The organism is Pseudogemmobacter sonorensis, assembly GCF_042762395.1.
Classification (GTDB): Bacteria; Pseudomonadota; Alphaproteobacteria; order Rhodobacterales; family Rhodobacteraceae; genus Pseudogemmobacter; species Pseudogemmobacter sonorensis.
The window spans coordinates 61232-73490 of sequence record NZ_JBEFZE010000007.1 but is presented as its reverse complement, the minus strand read 5'-3'; the positions used below and the strand labels follow the sequence as shown (position 1 = coordinate 73490).

Below are 12259 nucleotides of genomic sequence, written 5' to 3'. Positions count from 1 at the left end.
AGGGGGCTTTACCGGGTCCAGCCAAGAACTCCCCGATCTGTCCGTTGTTGAGGCGCCGTGTCCGCGCAAGGGGCCTTTCCGAACCGCCCCCAGACTTGCCCGGACCGAGCCAGTCGCGGGATGCGATTCCCTGCCCTTGCGATGGAGCGCCTGGACCGCTCCCGCGGTGCCATACCCCGCTCCGCCCGAGGTGCGTCGGGGGGAGCGCGCTTGCCGCGTTGAGGACGGCCCCGAGCGGCGGCGGGCCACGCCGCGCTATCCACTCCATCGGCAAGACCCGAACCTGTCGGCGCGAAATAGCCCGCCCGGGGGCGAAAAAGCAGCGCGATGGAGTGAGAGCCAGGCTGCGCGGCCTCTCGCGCCGCATACCCCGGATTTGAGAGGAATGCGGCGATAACATTTGTCATCCCCTTAAAATCAAAATTTTAAAAGGAAGCTCTGGATCGAGGCCCGCCGCCGGGCCCCGGGATCCCGGGATCCGCAAAGTTTGGGCCGTCATATTTACTGCTACTTCCTCCCTGGAACTTGGTTAATGCGTCAGAACCTTTGACAGGAAACCCCTGGCCCGATCTGTTTTCGGAGCGGTGAAGAACGTCTCCGGGTCCCCGTCCATCCTGTGTCGCGACATCCTCCCGATGGCGATTTGGCGACGATTCTTTACTTGAAGTTTTTGGAATTGGGGTCAGCCAAGATCAAATTGGTTCAGAACCGATGCAAAGATGAACAATATTCTTGAGGACCAGCGGCGTGGCCGAGGGCGAGAGGCTGCCCCCCCCCCGAACGCGAACTGGCGGAAAAGCTTGGCCTGCCCCGCTGCGCGCTGCGCAAGATGCTTGCCGAGCTGGAGGCCAGCGGCAAGCTGACCCGCCAGGTCGGGCGGGGCACCTTCGTCGGCTGCGGCAGCCCCCCCGCCCGCGCCGAGATCAGGACCTTTCCGGCCGAAGTCTTCGAGACCCGCCTCATCGTGGAGCCCGCCATCGCCTCGCTCGCCGCGCAGCGCATCTCCTCGCAGGAGTTGGATGAGCTGGAGCGCGTGCTGCTGCGCGGCGCGGCGCCGATCCGGCTTGGCGAGTTCGAACATCGGGATGCGATCGTTCACAAGGCCATCGTCGCCGCATGCCGCAATTCGCTGCTGATCGCGCTATAGGAGCAGATCGACGTGGTGCGGGCGGGCAAGCTGTGGGGAAGGTTGAAGGAAAACTCGCTCACGGAAGAGCGCATGGCGACCTGTCACCGGCACCACAGGGATATCCTCACCGCCCTGGGCGACCGCGACAGCGAAGCGGCGGGCGGGGTGATGCGCGACCATATCGGGGCGGCGAGGATGGGGATTCCGGGAAGCGGAAGGCGATGCGACTCCGGCGGCCGGTCGCCGCCTCGCAGGACCGGCCCGGCGCCCAGGACCGGCTCAGAAAAGGTTCCGACCGCAGATCTGCGCGGGTCCCGGCCGGAGCAGGGAAAACGGCGAAATGGTTTCGACAGCGCCCCCGGCAAAGCCCCGCCAAGACGCCCGCCCCGGTCGCCAAGGCCCGTGCCTGCGCGATTTCCGGCGCGGCAGGCGGGATCAGACGATCCCGCCGCCCCCGCCCGAGACCTTCGGGCGCACCGCCGCGACCCGGGCGCGATAGAGGCTGGCGCGGTAGGTGGCCACCGGGTCGATGGCCGCGCCCTTGCGCTTGCGCGCCATGGCGAGGATCGGCGACACATCGGTCTGGAAGGCGCGGCGCAGCGTCGCCGAGGCCATCAGCGCGTCGTTCGCCTCCTGATAGCCCGCCAGCGCCGCGCGGTCGACCAGGCTCGCCGCGACGAAGGCGCGCTCGATCTCCATGGCCGAGACCATCAGGCTCTCGATCGGGTCGGTCACGTTATGCGACTGATCGATCATATGGGCGAGGTTCAGGCCCGGCGTGTCCTCCAGCTCCACCAACTCGTTCCAGACCAGGAACAGCCGGTAGGGGTCGATGGTGCCCGAATCCAGATCGTCGTCGCCATATTTCGAATCGTTGAAATGGAAACCGCCGAGCTTGCCCGCCCGCACCAGTCGCGCCACGATCATCTCGATGTTCACATTCGGCGCATGGTGGCCGAGGTCGACGAGGCATTGCGCCTTGTCGCCCAGTTCCTGCGCGATCATCAGGCTGGAGCCCCAGTCCTGCACGACGGTGGAATAGAAGGCGGGCTCGTAGATCTTGTGCTCCGAGAAGATCCGCCAGTCGCCGGGCAGCGCCCTGTAGATCTCCTGCATCGACGACAGATAGCGGTCGAACTGCTTTGAAAGCGAGGTCTGGCCGGGGAAGTTGGACCCGTCGCCGATCCAGACCGTCAGCGCCTTCGATCCCAGCTTCTCGCCGATCCCGATGGTCTCGATATTATGCTCGATCGCCTGTCGGCGCGTGGCGGCATCGGTATGCGAGAGCGAGCCGTATTTGAAGCTCAGCGCCATATCGGCGTGGTCCTGGAAGGTGTTCGAATTCATCGCATCGAACGCCAGGCCCCATTCCTCGGCCTTCGCCAGAAGGTCGGCCGGATCGGCCTTGTCCCAGGGGATATGCAGGCTGACCCCGGGTGTCGCGCCGGTCAGCCGGTGGATCACGCCGCAATCGTCGAGCTTGTCGAAGATGTTGCGCGGCTCGCCCTCGCCCGGAAAGCGGGCAAAGCGGGTGCCGCCGGTGCCGGTGCCCCAGCTTGGCACCGCCACGCCGAAGCGGCCCGCGCGGGCGGTCAGGGTCTCGATATCGATGCCCCGGCGGGCAAGCTGCGCCCCAAGGGCTTCGTAATCCTCGGCCAGCGCGGCGTCGCGCCCGGCGTTCTCGGCCTCGATGATGGATGGGTCGAACATGGCGCTCACCGCGTGAAGGCCTGGACGTTGCCCGCATCGACATTGAGGATGTTCCCCGTCGATTTCGCGGACAGGTCCGAGGCGAAGAAATGGATGCCCTCGGCGATATCCTCGGGCAGGACGGAACGCTTGAGCATCGACCGCTGGCGATACATCTCCTCCAGCCCCTCCTTGTCGGTCTTGTAGGTCGAGGCGCGCTGGTCCAGCCATTCGCCCGACCAGATCTTCGAGCCGCGCAGCACCGCGTCGGGGTTGACCACATTGACGCGGATCCCGGCCTCGGCCCCTTCCAGCGCCAGGCAGCGCGCCAGATGGATCTCGGCCGCCTTGGCGGTGCAATAGGCCGAGGCATTGGGCGAGGCCGCCAGCCCGTTCTTCGAGGCGACGAAGACCACCGAGCCGCCGATCCCCTGCGCGCGCAGCAGCTTGAACGCCTCGCGCGAGACCAGGAAATAGCCGGTGGACAGGATGTCCATGTTCTTGTTCCAAAGCGCGAGCGAGGTCTCCTCGACCGGCGCCGAGGAGGCGATCCCGGCGTTCGAGACCAGGATGTCCACGCCGCCGAACGCCAGCGCCGTCTCGGCATAGGCGCTGATCACCTCCGCCTCGGAGGTGACGTTCATCGCGACCGAACGGACCACATCCTTGCCGAAGACCCCGGCCAGGCCCGCGGCCACATCCGCCGCCGCCTTGCCGTCGATATCGGCCAGCACCACGCAGGCGCCGTCCTGCAGCAGCCGCTCGGCCGTGGCCGAGCCGATGCCGCCCGCCCCCCCGGTGACCAGCGCGACGCGCCCGGCCAGGGCCCTGGGCTTGGGCATGCGCTGCAGCTTGGCCTCTTCCAGCAACCAGTATTCGATGTCGAAGGCTTCCTGCTCGGGCAGGCCCTGATAGGTGCCAACGGCCGAGGCTCCGCGCATGACATTGATCGCATTGACATAGAACTCGCCCGAGATCCGGGCCGTGGCCTTGTCCAGCGCGAAGGTGATCATGCCCACGCCGGGGACCAGCCAGACCACCGCATTCGGATCGCGAAGCCCGGGCGAATCGGGCTTCCTGCAACGCTCGTAATAGGCGGCGTAATCGGCGCGATAGTCCTCGGCCGCCGCTGGCAGGCTGGCGAGGGTCTTTTCCAGATCCGGGTTGGCCGGGTCGAAATCCACCACCAGCGGGCGGATCTTGGTGCGCAGGAAGTGGTCGGGGCAGGATGTGCCAAGCGGCGCCAGCGTCTCAAGCGCATTGGAGCCGACAAATTCCAGCACCGCGTCCTGATCGTCGAAATGGCCGACCTTGTGGCGTTCCTTCGAGATCAGGCCGCGAATCACCGGCATCAGCCGGGCCGCCACCGCGCGGCGCTCGTCCTCGGGCAGCACCGGCACCTTGGCGCCGCCGAAAGCGGGCTTCCCGGCGGTCTTTTCCTCCAGCCAGGCGGCGGCCTTGTTGATGATCTCCAGCGTGGTCAGATAGCAGTCTTTCGCATCGTCCGCCCAGGTGAAAAGGCCGTGGCTTTCCAGCACCGCGCCGCGCATTCCCGGATTTTCGGTGGCCAGCTTCTCCAGCCACAGGCCCAACTCGTAACCCGGCTTCTTCCAGGGCAGCCAGCCGATCTCATCCCCGAAGATCTCTTTGGTCAGTTCCTTGGAATTGACCGAGGCCGCGATGGCGATGATCGCGTCGGAATGGACGTGATCGACATGTTTCCTGGGCACATAGGCATGCAAGGGCGTGTCGATCGAGGCCGCGCGGGGATTGAGGTTGAAGGTGCAATGCGGCAGGTAGCCGACCATCTCGTCCTCGAACGCGACGCCGCGATAAAGACCCTTCAGCGCGCGCAGCTTCTCCATGTAAAGCGTGGAAAAGCCGTCCATCTTCATCGAGCCGATATCCCCGCCCGAGCCCTTGACCCAGAGCACTTCGGCCCCGGCCCCGGTCAGCGGATCGGTCTCGATCACCTTGGCCGAGGTGTTGCCGCCGCCGTAATTGGTGACGCGCTTGTCCGAGCCGAGCAGATTCGAGCGGTAGAGCAGCTTTTCCGACTCGGTCATCGAGGCGGCTTTCGCGTCGTCCCACAGGTTTTCAAGCCGGTTCCCGGCGGGGGTGCTGACCATGATGTCCTCCCATTGCGCAGGCCGAATGCCGCGCCTCCTTCGCCCGGAAAAATGGCTTAGGCTGCGACAGGATGTCAATCAATTTCGATCATAAACGATCATTATGCAGGTGCAGAATGAATTTCTGCGATTGAAATTGATTGACAATGATCGGAACTCCAGAGAGGCTTCACCTCAGAGGGAGGCAGATATGCACGAAACGGAACGCCACAGGGTCATTCTCTCCGCCATTCAGGAGCGGCCGGTCGTCACCGTGCCGGACCTGTGCGCGATGACCGGCGCGTCCGAGGCCACGGTCCGGCGCGACATCGCCACGCTGCATGTCCAGAAAAAGCTGCGCCGCGTGCGCGGCGGGGCCGAGGCGATCTCGCCGCCGAATTTCGTTGGCATCAACGCCCGACCCTTCGCGGTGCAAGAGAGCATAAGGATCGCCGAAAAGCGCGCCATCGCCCGGGCGGCGGTCGATCTTTGCGACGACGGCGATGCGATCATCATCAACGGCGGCACCACCACCTTCCAGATGGTCCATCCGCTGACGACGAAGCGCTGCCAGATCTTCACCAACAGCTTCCCCATCGCGGAACACCTGCTGAACCATTCGAAGAATACCGTGATGCTGCCCGCAGGCGCCATCTACCGCGAGCAGAACATCATCCTGTCGCCCTTCGACGAGGACGGCAGCCGCCATTTCTATGCGCGCCGCATGTTCATGGGCTGCCGGGGCCTTGGCCCGCTGGGGCTGATGGAGGGCGATCCCCTGCTGGTCCAGGCCGAGCAGAAGCTGATCGGCCAGGCGGACGAGCTGATCGTGCTGGCCGACAGTTCGAAATTCCACGGCCGCTCCAGCCTGCTGCTGTGCCCGCTGTCGCGCATCCATACCGTCATCACCGACGACCGGGTCGAGGACCGCGCGGCGCGCATGATCGAGGCGGCCGAGGTGAAGCTGATCGTGGCCCCGGTGGCCGCGTCGGAACGCAAAACCCGCGCGCAGGAGGAATAGCGCGCAAAACCGCTCAAGGGAGGAACCGCATGAGCATCCTGAGAAAGGCCCTGACCACCGCCGCGCTGGCCACCGCGCTGATCGCCACCGGCGCGGCCGCCGAAACCAAGCGCATCGCGCTTGTGGTCAAATCCCTGGGCAACGGCTTCTTCGAGGCCGCCGCCCGTGGCGCCGAAGAGGCCGCCAAGGAACTCGGCGATGTCGAGATCATCTACACCGGGCCCACCACCACCACCGCGGCGGGCCAGATCGAGGTCATCAACGCCCTGATCGCCCAGCGGGTCGATGCCATCGCGGTTTCGGCCAACGACACCGACGCGCTGGTGCCCGCGCTGAAACGCGCCATGGATCGCGGCATCGTCGTGATCTCGTGGGATTCCGGCGTCGCGCCCGAGGGGCGGCAGATGCACCTCAACCCGTCGTCGAACCCGCTGATCGGCAATACCATCGTCAAGCTGGCCGCCGATCACCTGCCCGAGGGCGGCGATGTGGCCTTCCTGTCGGCCACCACCACCTCGACCAACCAGAACATCTGGATCGAGGAGGCGACCAAGGTCCTGCCGAACTACCCGGGGATCAATGTCGTCGCGACCGTCTATGGCGACGATCTTGCCGACAAATCCTACCGCGAGACGCAGGGGCTGCTGCAGACCTATCCGAACCTCAAGGCGATCATCGCCCCCACCTCGGTCGGCATCGTCGCGGCGGCGCAGGCCGTCACCGATGCGGGCAAGGTGGGCGAGGTCAACGTCACCGGCCTCGGCCTGCCCTCGGAAATGGCGGGGCATGTGAAATCGGGCGCCTCGCAAAGCTTCGCGATCTGGAATCCGGTCGATCTGGGCTATGCCGCGACCTGGATCGCCTATGAACTCGCCTCGGGCAATGCCACGGCCGAGCCGGGGGCCGAGATCCCGATGGGCCGCATCGGCACCGTCACGCTGGACGAGAACACCGAAGGCGCGATGTCGGATCCGTTCACCTACGACGCCTCGAACATCGACGAATTCTCGTCGGTCTTCTGATCGGCGGGCTTTCGCGGACCCGGTCGGCCAGATCGGCCGGGTCCGCATCTTCTTATTCAGGTCACGTTCCATGCAGGCTGCAATCCCGGCCGCCATCGGCACCAAACCGGTGCTGAGCTTGCGCGGCATCTCGAAAAGCTTTCCCGGCGTGCGTGCGCTGTCGGACGTGCGGCTCGACCTCTGGCCCGGCCAGGTCACCGCCCTGATCGGCGAGAACGGCGCGGGCAAGTCGACCATCGTCAAGGTGCTGACCGGCATCTACCAGCCCGATGAGGGCACCATCGCCGTCAACGGCGCCGAGACGCGCTTTCCCACCGCCCAGGCGGCGGGCAAGGCCGGGGTGACCGCGATCCATCAGGAAACCGTGCTCTTCGACGAATTGACGGTGGCCGAGAACATCTTCATCGGCCATGCGCCGCGAGGCCGCCTGGGCCTGATCGACACCCGCCGGATGGAGGAGGAGGCGCGCCGCCTGCTCGCCTCGATCGGCGCCGATCTCGACCCGCGAGTGCGGCTGCGCGAATTGGGAATCGCCTCGAAACACCTCGTCGCCATCGCGCGGGCGCTGTCCATCGACGCCCGCGTGGTGATCATGGACGAACCCACCGCCGCGCTTTCACACAAGGAAATCCACGAGCTTTACGATCTGGTGGAACAGCTCAAACGCCAGGGCAAGGCGATCCTGTTCATCAGCCACAAGTTCGACGAGATCTTTCGCATCGCCGACCGATGGACGGTGTTCCGCGACGGCCAGTTCGTGGGCGAGGGCCATATGTCCGACGCCACCGAGGCGAAGCTGGTGCAATTGATGGTGGGCCGCTCGGTCGACCAGATCTATCCCAAGCGCCCGGCCCGCATCGGCCCGCCGGTGCTGACGGTAGCGGGCTACAGCCATCCGACCGAATTCGAGGATATCGGCTTCACCCTTCACGCGGGTGAGATCCTTGGCTTCTACGGCCTGGTCGGCGCGGGCCGGTCCGAGGTGATGCAGGCCCTGTTCGGGATCACCCGCCCCTCCAGGGGCGCCTGCCGCATCGGCGAGCAGGTGCTGGCCCTGCGCTCGACCTCCGAGGCGGTCGAGGCCGGGATCGTCTATGTGCCCGAGGATCGCGGCAAGCAGGGCGCGGTGAAGGGGCTGCCGATCTTCCAGAACGTCACCCTGCCCTCTCTGCGCGCGACCTCGCGCGCGGGTTTCCTGCGGCTGACCGAGGAATTCGCCATGGCGCGCGAATATACCCGGCGGCTGGACCTGCGCGCGGCCAGCCTCGATCAGGACATCGGCCTGTTGTCGGGCGGCAACCAGCAAAAGGTCGTCATCGCCAAATGGCTGGCGACGAAGCCGAAGATCATCATCCTTGATGAGCCGACCAAGGGCATCGACATCGGATCGAAGGCCGCCGTCCACGATTTCATGTCCGAACTCGCCGCCCAGGGGCTGGCGGTGATCATGGTCTCCTCCGAGATCCCCGAGGTTCTGGGCATGTCCGACCGGGTGATCGTGATGCGCGAGGGCCGGATCGCCGCCGAATTCGAAGGCGGGCGGATGACCCCGGAAAACCTGGTCCGCGCCGCCGCGGGCATCGAGGGAGAGGCGGCATGAAGACATTTCCGAAATCGCGCGAGGCCATTCTGGCGCTGGCGATCCTGCTGCTGCTCGCCGTGGTCGCCAGCCGCTTTCCCGGCTTCGTGCGGCCGGTGAGCCTTGCCAATGTGCTGACCGATACCTCGCCCCTGATCATTCTGGCGCTTGGCCAGATGGTGGTGATCCTGACCAAATGCATCGACCTGTCGATGGCGGCGAACCTTGCACTTTCGGGCATGGTCGCGGGGCTTTTGAACATGGCGGGCGTGCCGCTGCCCCTGATCCTGATCGCGGTGGTCGCGCTTGGCGCGGCGCTCGGCGCGATCAACGGGCTTCTGGTCTGGAAGCTGGCGATCCCCTCCATCGTGGTGACCTTGGGCACGATGACGATCTATCGCGGCGCGATCTTTCTGCTGACCAAGGGGCAATGGATCAACGCCCACCAGATGAGCGACGGGTTCAAGGCCTTTCCGCGCGCGGTGTTCCTGGGCCTGCCGGTCATGGCCTGGATCATGATCGCCATCGTGATCGCGGCCTGGGTGGTGGTGAACCGCACCCCCCTCGGCCGGGCCTTCTTCGCCGTGGGCGGCAATCCCCATGCCGCCGTCTATACCGGGATCTCGGTGGGGCGGACGCAGTTCTGGGCCTTCACGCTCGCGGGTGCGCTGGCGGGGCTGACCGGCTATCTGTGGGTCGCGCGCTATGCGGTGGCCTATGTCGATATCGCCAACGGGTTCGAGCTCGACGTGGTCGCGGCCTGCGTGATCGGCGGCATCGCCATCGCCGGGGGCGCCGGATCGGTCGCGGGCGCGGTGATGGGGGCGATCTTCCTGGGCATCGTCAAGAACGCGCTGCCGGTCGTCGGCATCTCGCCCTTCGCGCAGATGGCGATTTCCGGCACCGCGATCCTGATCGCCATCGCCTTCAACGCGCGCGGACAGGGGCCGAAGGGCCGCATCATCCTGAAAAAGGCCGAACACAGGACGCTGGAGGCAGGCGCATGAGCATCTCGCAAGGACGCCGGATCCCCGACCGGCTGGTGCCCGGCTGGCAACGCGCGCTGAAAAGCTGGGAGGCGCTGCTGCTGGCGGTCGCCGTGGCGATCTTCATCTTCAACTCCTTCGCCTCGCCCTGGTTTCTCGATCCGTGGAACCTGTCGGACGCCAGCTTCAACTTCACCGAAAAGGCGATGATCGCCTTCGCCATGGCGCTTTTGATCATCGCGGGCGACATCGACCTGTCGGTGGCCTCGATCATGGCGCTGGTCTCGACGGTGATGGGGGTGGCGATGGCGGCGGGGGCCGCGACCCCGGTGCTGGTGGCGCTCGGCCTTGGCACGGGGCTTTTGTGCGGGGCCTTCAACGGCATGCTGGTCGCGGGCTTCGGCCTGCCCTCGATCGTGGTGACCATCGGCACGATGAGCCTGTTTCGCGGCATCTCCTACATCGTGCTGGGGGACGGGGCCTTCACCGGCTATCCGGCGGATTTCGCCTTCTTCGGCCAGGGCTATGTCTGGTGGGTGATCACTTTCGAACTGGTTCTGTTCGCGGTCTTCGCCCTGGTCTTCGCGGTGCTGCTGCACGGCACCTCCTTCGGCCGCAGCGTCTATGCCATCGGCAACAACGCCACCGCCGCGCGGTTTTCCGGCATCCGGGTAGACCGAGTCCGCTTCATCCTGTTCCTGCTGACCGGCGTGATGAGCGCCATCGCCGCGATCTGCCTGACCTCGCGCCTCGGCTCCACCCGCCCCTCAATCGCGCAGGGGTTCGAGCTTGAGGTGGTGACGATGGTCGTCCTCGGCGGCGTCTCGATCCTCGGCGGGTCGGGCTCGATCCCGGGCGTGGTGCTGGCCGCGCTGATCATGGGGCTGGTGACCTTCGGCCTCGGCCTTCTGAACGTGCCGGGGATCGTCATGTCGATCATCATCGGCGCGCTGCTGATCGGGGTGATCGCGCTCCCGCGCCTCTGGGCCATGGTGCGGCACTGATGGAACGCTACGCCTTCCGCATGCAGTTGAACCCGGGGATGGCGGCCGAATACCGCCGCCGCCATGACGAAATCTGGCCCGAACTGGTCGCGCTGCTGAAAGCGGCCGGGGTCTCGGATTACTCGATCTGGCTCGACCCCGAGACCGGCGCGCTCTTCGGCCTCCTGACCCGGACCAAGGGGCACGGCATGGCCGCGCTGCCCGCCCATCCGGTGATGAAACGCTGGTGGGCGCATATGGCCGATCTGATGCAGACGCACCCGAGCAACGAGCCCGTCTCGGTGCCGCTCACCCCGATGTTCCACCTGCCATGACCGCCCGCCATATCGCCGTCATCGACATCGGCAAGACCAATGCCAAACTCGCGCTGGTCGAGGCCGGAACCCTGCGCGAGCTTGCGGTGGTGACGCGGCCCAACATCGTGCGCCCCGGCCCGCCCTGGCCGCATTTCGACCTCGACGGACATTGGGAGTTCTTCCTCCATCATCTGGCGGCCTTCCATGCCGCGCATGGGGTGGATGCGATCTCGGTCACCACCCATGGCGCGGCGGCGGTGCTGCTCGACGCGCAGGGCGCGCTCGCCGCGCCGATGCTGGATTACGAACACAGGGGCCCCGACGATCTGGCGCGGGAATACGACGCGATCCGCCCGGATTTCGCGCAGACCGGATCGCCGCGTCTGGGGCTGGGTCTGAACCTCGGCGCGCAATTGCACTGGCTGTTCCGCACGCAACCGGGATTGCGCGAGCGCACCGCCCATGTCCTGACCTATCCGCAATACTGGGGCTGGCGCCTGACCGGAGAACTGGCGAGCGATGTCACCTCGCTGGGCTGTCACACCGATCTGTGGAACCCGTGGGAGGGGAAATTCTCCTCGCTGGTCGGCCGCCTGGGGCTGGAGGATCGCCTCGCCCCCGCCCGCCGCCCGGGCGAGGTTCTGGGCGAATTGCGCGCCCGGATCGCCGCGCGCACCGGCCTGTCGGCGCGGACGCCGGTCGCGGTCGGGATCCACGATTCGAACGCCTCGCTCTACCCGCATGTGCTGGCGCGGCGGGGGGCGTTCTCGGTCGTGTCGACGGGAACCTGGGTGGTCTGCATGGCCGTCGGCGGCGCCCGGACCGATCTGGACCCCGCGCGCGACCTGCTGGTCAATGTGAACGGGCTGGGTCGGCCCGTCCCCTCGGCCCGTTTCATGGGCGGGCGGGAATACGAGATCATCCGCGCCGGTCGCGATCCGCATCCCCTGCCCGCCGACCGCGCGGCGGTGCTGGCCGGGGGCGTGATGATCCTGCCCGCGGTCGAGCCCGGATCGGGCCCGTTCCAGGGGCGCCGGATGCGGTGGAGCGCGGCGCCCGCCTCCGAGGGGCAGCGGCTTACCGCGCTCTCGCTCTATCTGGCGCTGATGACCGGGACCTGCCTGCGGTTGATCGGCGCCGAGGGGCCGGTGATCGTCGAGGGGCCGTTTGCCCGCAACCGCGATTATCTGGACATGCTGGCCGCGCTGCGGCCCGGCGGGGTCGAGATCGCCGCATCGGCCACCGGAACCTCGGTCGGCGCCGCGCTGCTGGCCCTGCCCGGGGCCATCGCGCCCACGGCCGCGGTCCGCCACCCGCCGCCCGCGGATCGGCATGCCTTGCGGGCCTATGCGAAGGATTGGCAGGCCCGGGTGGCCGAAGATCACGATCCCGCCTCCGAAGAACCGCCGCGATCGCCCTGATTTC

10 protein-coding genes and 1 pseudogene are annotated in these 12259 nt (G+C 66.6%); 9 read left to right on the top strand and 2 right to left on the bottom strand.

What is annotated here, in order from left to right:
- Window positions 1-784: 784 nt before the first annotated feature.
- A pseudogene (locus ABNX41_RS07770) lies at window positions 785-880 on the top strand (hypothetical protein); the annotation flags it as partial.
- Window positions 860-1147, top strand: coding sequence for a FadR/GntR family transcriptional regulator (locus ABNX41_RS07765; protein ID WP_438669229.1), 288 nt, complete (start codon window positions 860-862; stop codon window positions 1145-1147). The pseudogene ABNX41_RS07770 and the gene ABNX41_RS07765, both read left to right, overlap by 21 nt.
- A gap of 417 nt (window positions 1148-1564) precedes the next feature.
- Here ABNX41_RS07765 and rhaI read toward each other — a convergent pair whose 3' ends face one another.
- Both rhaI and ABNX41_RS07755 read right to left on the bottom strand, forming a co-directional pair.
- Window positions 1565-2839 carry an L-rhamnose catabolism isomerase gene (rhaI, locus tag ABNX41_RS07760; protein ID WP_438669158.1) on the bottom strand — a complete coding sequence of 425 codons (1275 nt, stop codon included), beginning with the start codon at window positions 2837-2839 and terminating at the stop codon, window positions 1565-1567.
- Window positions 2840-2844: 5 nt separating this feature from the next.
- Window positions 2845-4947, bottom strand: a complete 2103-nt coding sequence (locus ABNX41_RS07755) for a bifunctional rhamnulose-1-phosphate aldolase/short-chain dehydrogenase (protein WP_438669157.1) — start codon at window positions 4945-4947, stop codon at window positions 2845-2847.
- Window positions 4948-5137: 190 nt separating this feature from the next.
- Between ABNX41_RS07755 and ABNX41_RS07750 the strand changes: the two genes are divergently transcribed.
- The 7 genes from ABNX41_RS07750 to ABNX41_RS07720 all read left to right on the top strand — a co-directional run bounded on the left by ABNX41_RS07750 (window position 5138) and on the right by ABNX41_RS07720 (window position 12255).
- On the top strand, window positions 5138-5947 hold the full coding sequence (locus ABNX41_RS07750) for a DeoR/GlpR family DNA-binding transcription regulator (RefSeq protein ID WP_438669156.1): 810 nt from the start codon (window positions 5138-5140) through the stop codon (window positions 5945-5947).
- A gap of 29 nt (window positions 5948-5976) precedes the next feature.
- On the top strand, window positions 5977-6969 hold the full coding sequence (gene rhaS / locus ABNX41_RS07745; RefSeq protein WP_438669155.1) for a rhamnose ABC transporter substrate-binding protein: 993 nt from the start codon (window positions 5977-5979) through the stop codon (window positions 6967-6969).
- 70 nt (window positions 6970-7039) lie between these two features.
- Window positions 7040-8569: a sugar ABC transporter ATP-binding protein gene (locus ABNX41_RS07740; protein WP_438669154.1), complete on the top strand. Its 1530-nt coding sequence runs from the start codon at window positions 7040-7042 to the stop codon at window positions 8567-8569.
- Window positions 8566-9555: an ABC transporter permease gene (locus ABNX41_RS07735; protein WP_438669153.1), complete on the top strand. Its 990-nt coding sequence runs from the start codon at window positions 8566-8568 to the stop codon at window positions 9553-9555. The genes ABNX41_RS07740 and ABNX41_RS07735 overlap by 4 nt, the downstream gene beginning before the upstream one ends.
- Window positions 9552-10538 carry an ABC transporter permease gene (locus tag ABNX41_RS07730; protein ID WP_438669152.1) on the top strand — a complete coding sequence of 329 codons (987 nt, stop codon included), beginning with the start codon at window positions 9552-9554 and terminating at the stop codon, window positions 10536-10538. The genes ABNX41_RS07735 and ABNX41_RS07730 overlap by 4 nt, the downstream gene beginning before the upstream one ends.
- A complete protein-coding gene (gene rhaM / locus ABNX41_RS07725) occupies window positions 10538-10852 on the top strand; it encodes an L-rhamnose mutarotase (protein ID WP_438669151.1) in 315 nt (104 codons plus the stop codon). Before ABNX41_RS07730 ends, rhaM begins: the two co-directional genes overlap by 1 nt.
- Entirely contained in the window at window positions 10849-12255 is a 1407-nt protein-coding gene (locus ABNX41_RS07720) for an FGGY-family carbohydrate kinase (protein ID WP_438669150.1), read from the top strand. The genes rhaM and ABNX41_RS07720 overlap by 4 nt, the downstream gene beginning before the upstream one ends.
- Window positions 12256-12259 lie beyond the last annotated feature (4 nt).

Excerpts from the sequence above, each read along its gene's own strand:
- rhaS (WP_438669155.1), top strand. The coding sequence starts at position 5,977 with ATGAGCATCCTGAGAAAGGCCCTGACCACCGCCGCGCTGGCCACCGCG.
- ABNX41_RS07740 (WP_438669154.1), top strand. The coding sequence starts at position 7,040 with ATGCAGGCTGCAATCCCGGCCGCCATCGGCACCAAACCGGTGCTGAGC.
- ABNX41_RS07720 (WP_438669150.1), top strand. The coding sequence starts at position 10,849 with ATGACCGCCCGCCATATCGCCGTCATCGACATCGGCAAGACCAATGCC.
- ABNX41_RS07735 (WP_438669153.1), top strand. The coding sequence starts at position 8,566 with ATGAAGACATTTCCGAAATCGCGCGAGGCCATTCTGGCGCTGGCGATC.
- rhaI (WP_438669158.1), bottom strand. The coding sequence starts at position 2,839 with ATGTTCGACCCATCCATCATCGAGGCCGAGAACGCCGGGCGCGACGCC.
- ABNX41_RS07750 (WP_438669156.1), top strand. The coding sequence starts at position 5,138 with ATGCACGAAACGGAACGCCACAGGGTCATTCTCTCCGCCATTCAGGAG.
- ABNX41_RS07755 (WP_438669157.1), bottom strand. The coding sequence starts at position 4,947 with ATGGTCAGCACCCCCGCCGGGAACCGGCTTGAAAACCTGTGGGACGAC.
- ABNX41_RS07730 (WP_438669152.1), top strand. The coding sequence starts at position 9,552 with ATGAGCATCTCGCAAGGACGCCGGATCCCCGACCGGCTGGTGCCCGGC.
- rhaM (WP_438669151.1), top strand. The coding sequence starts at position 10,538 with ATGGAACGCTACGCCTTCCGCATGCAGTTGAACCCGGGGATGGCGGCC.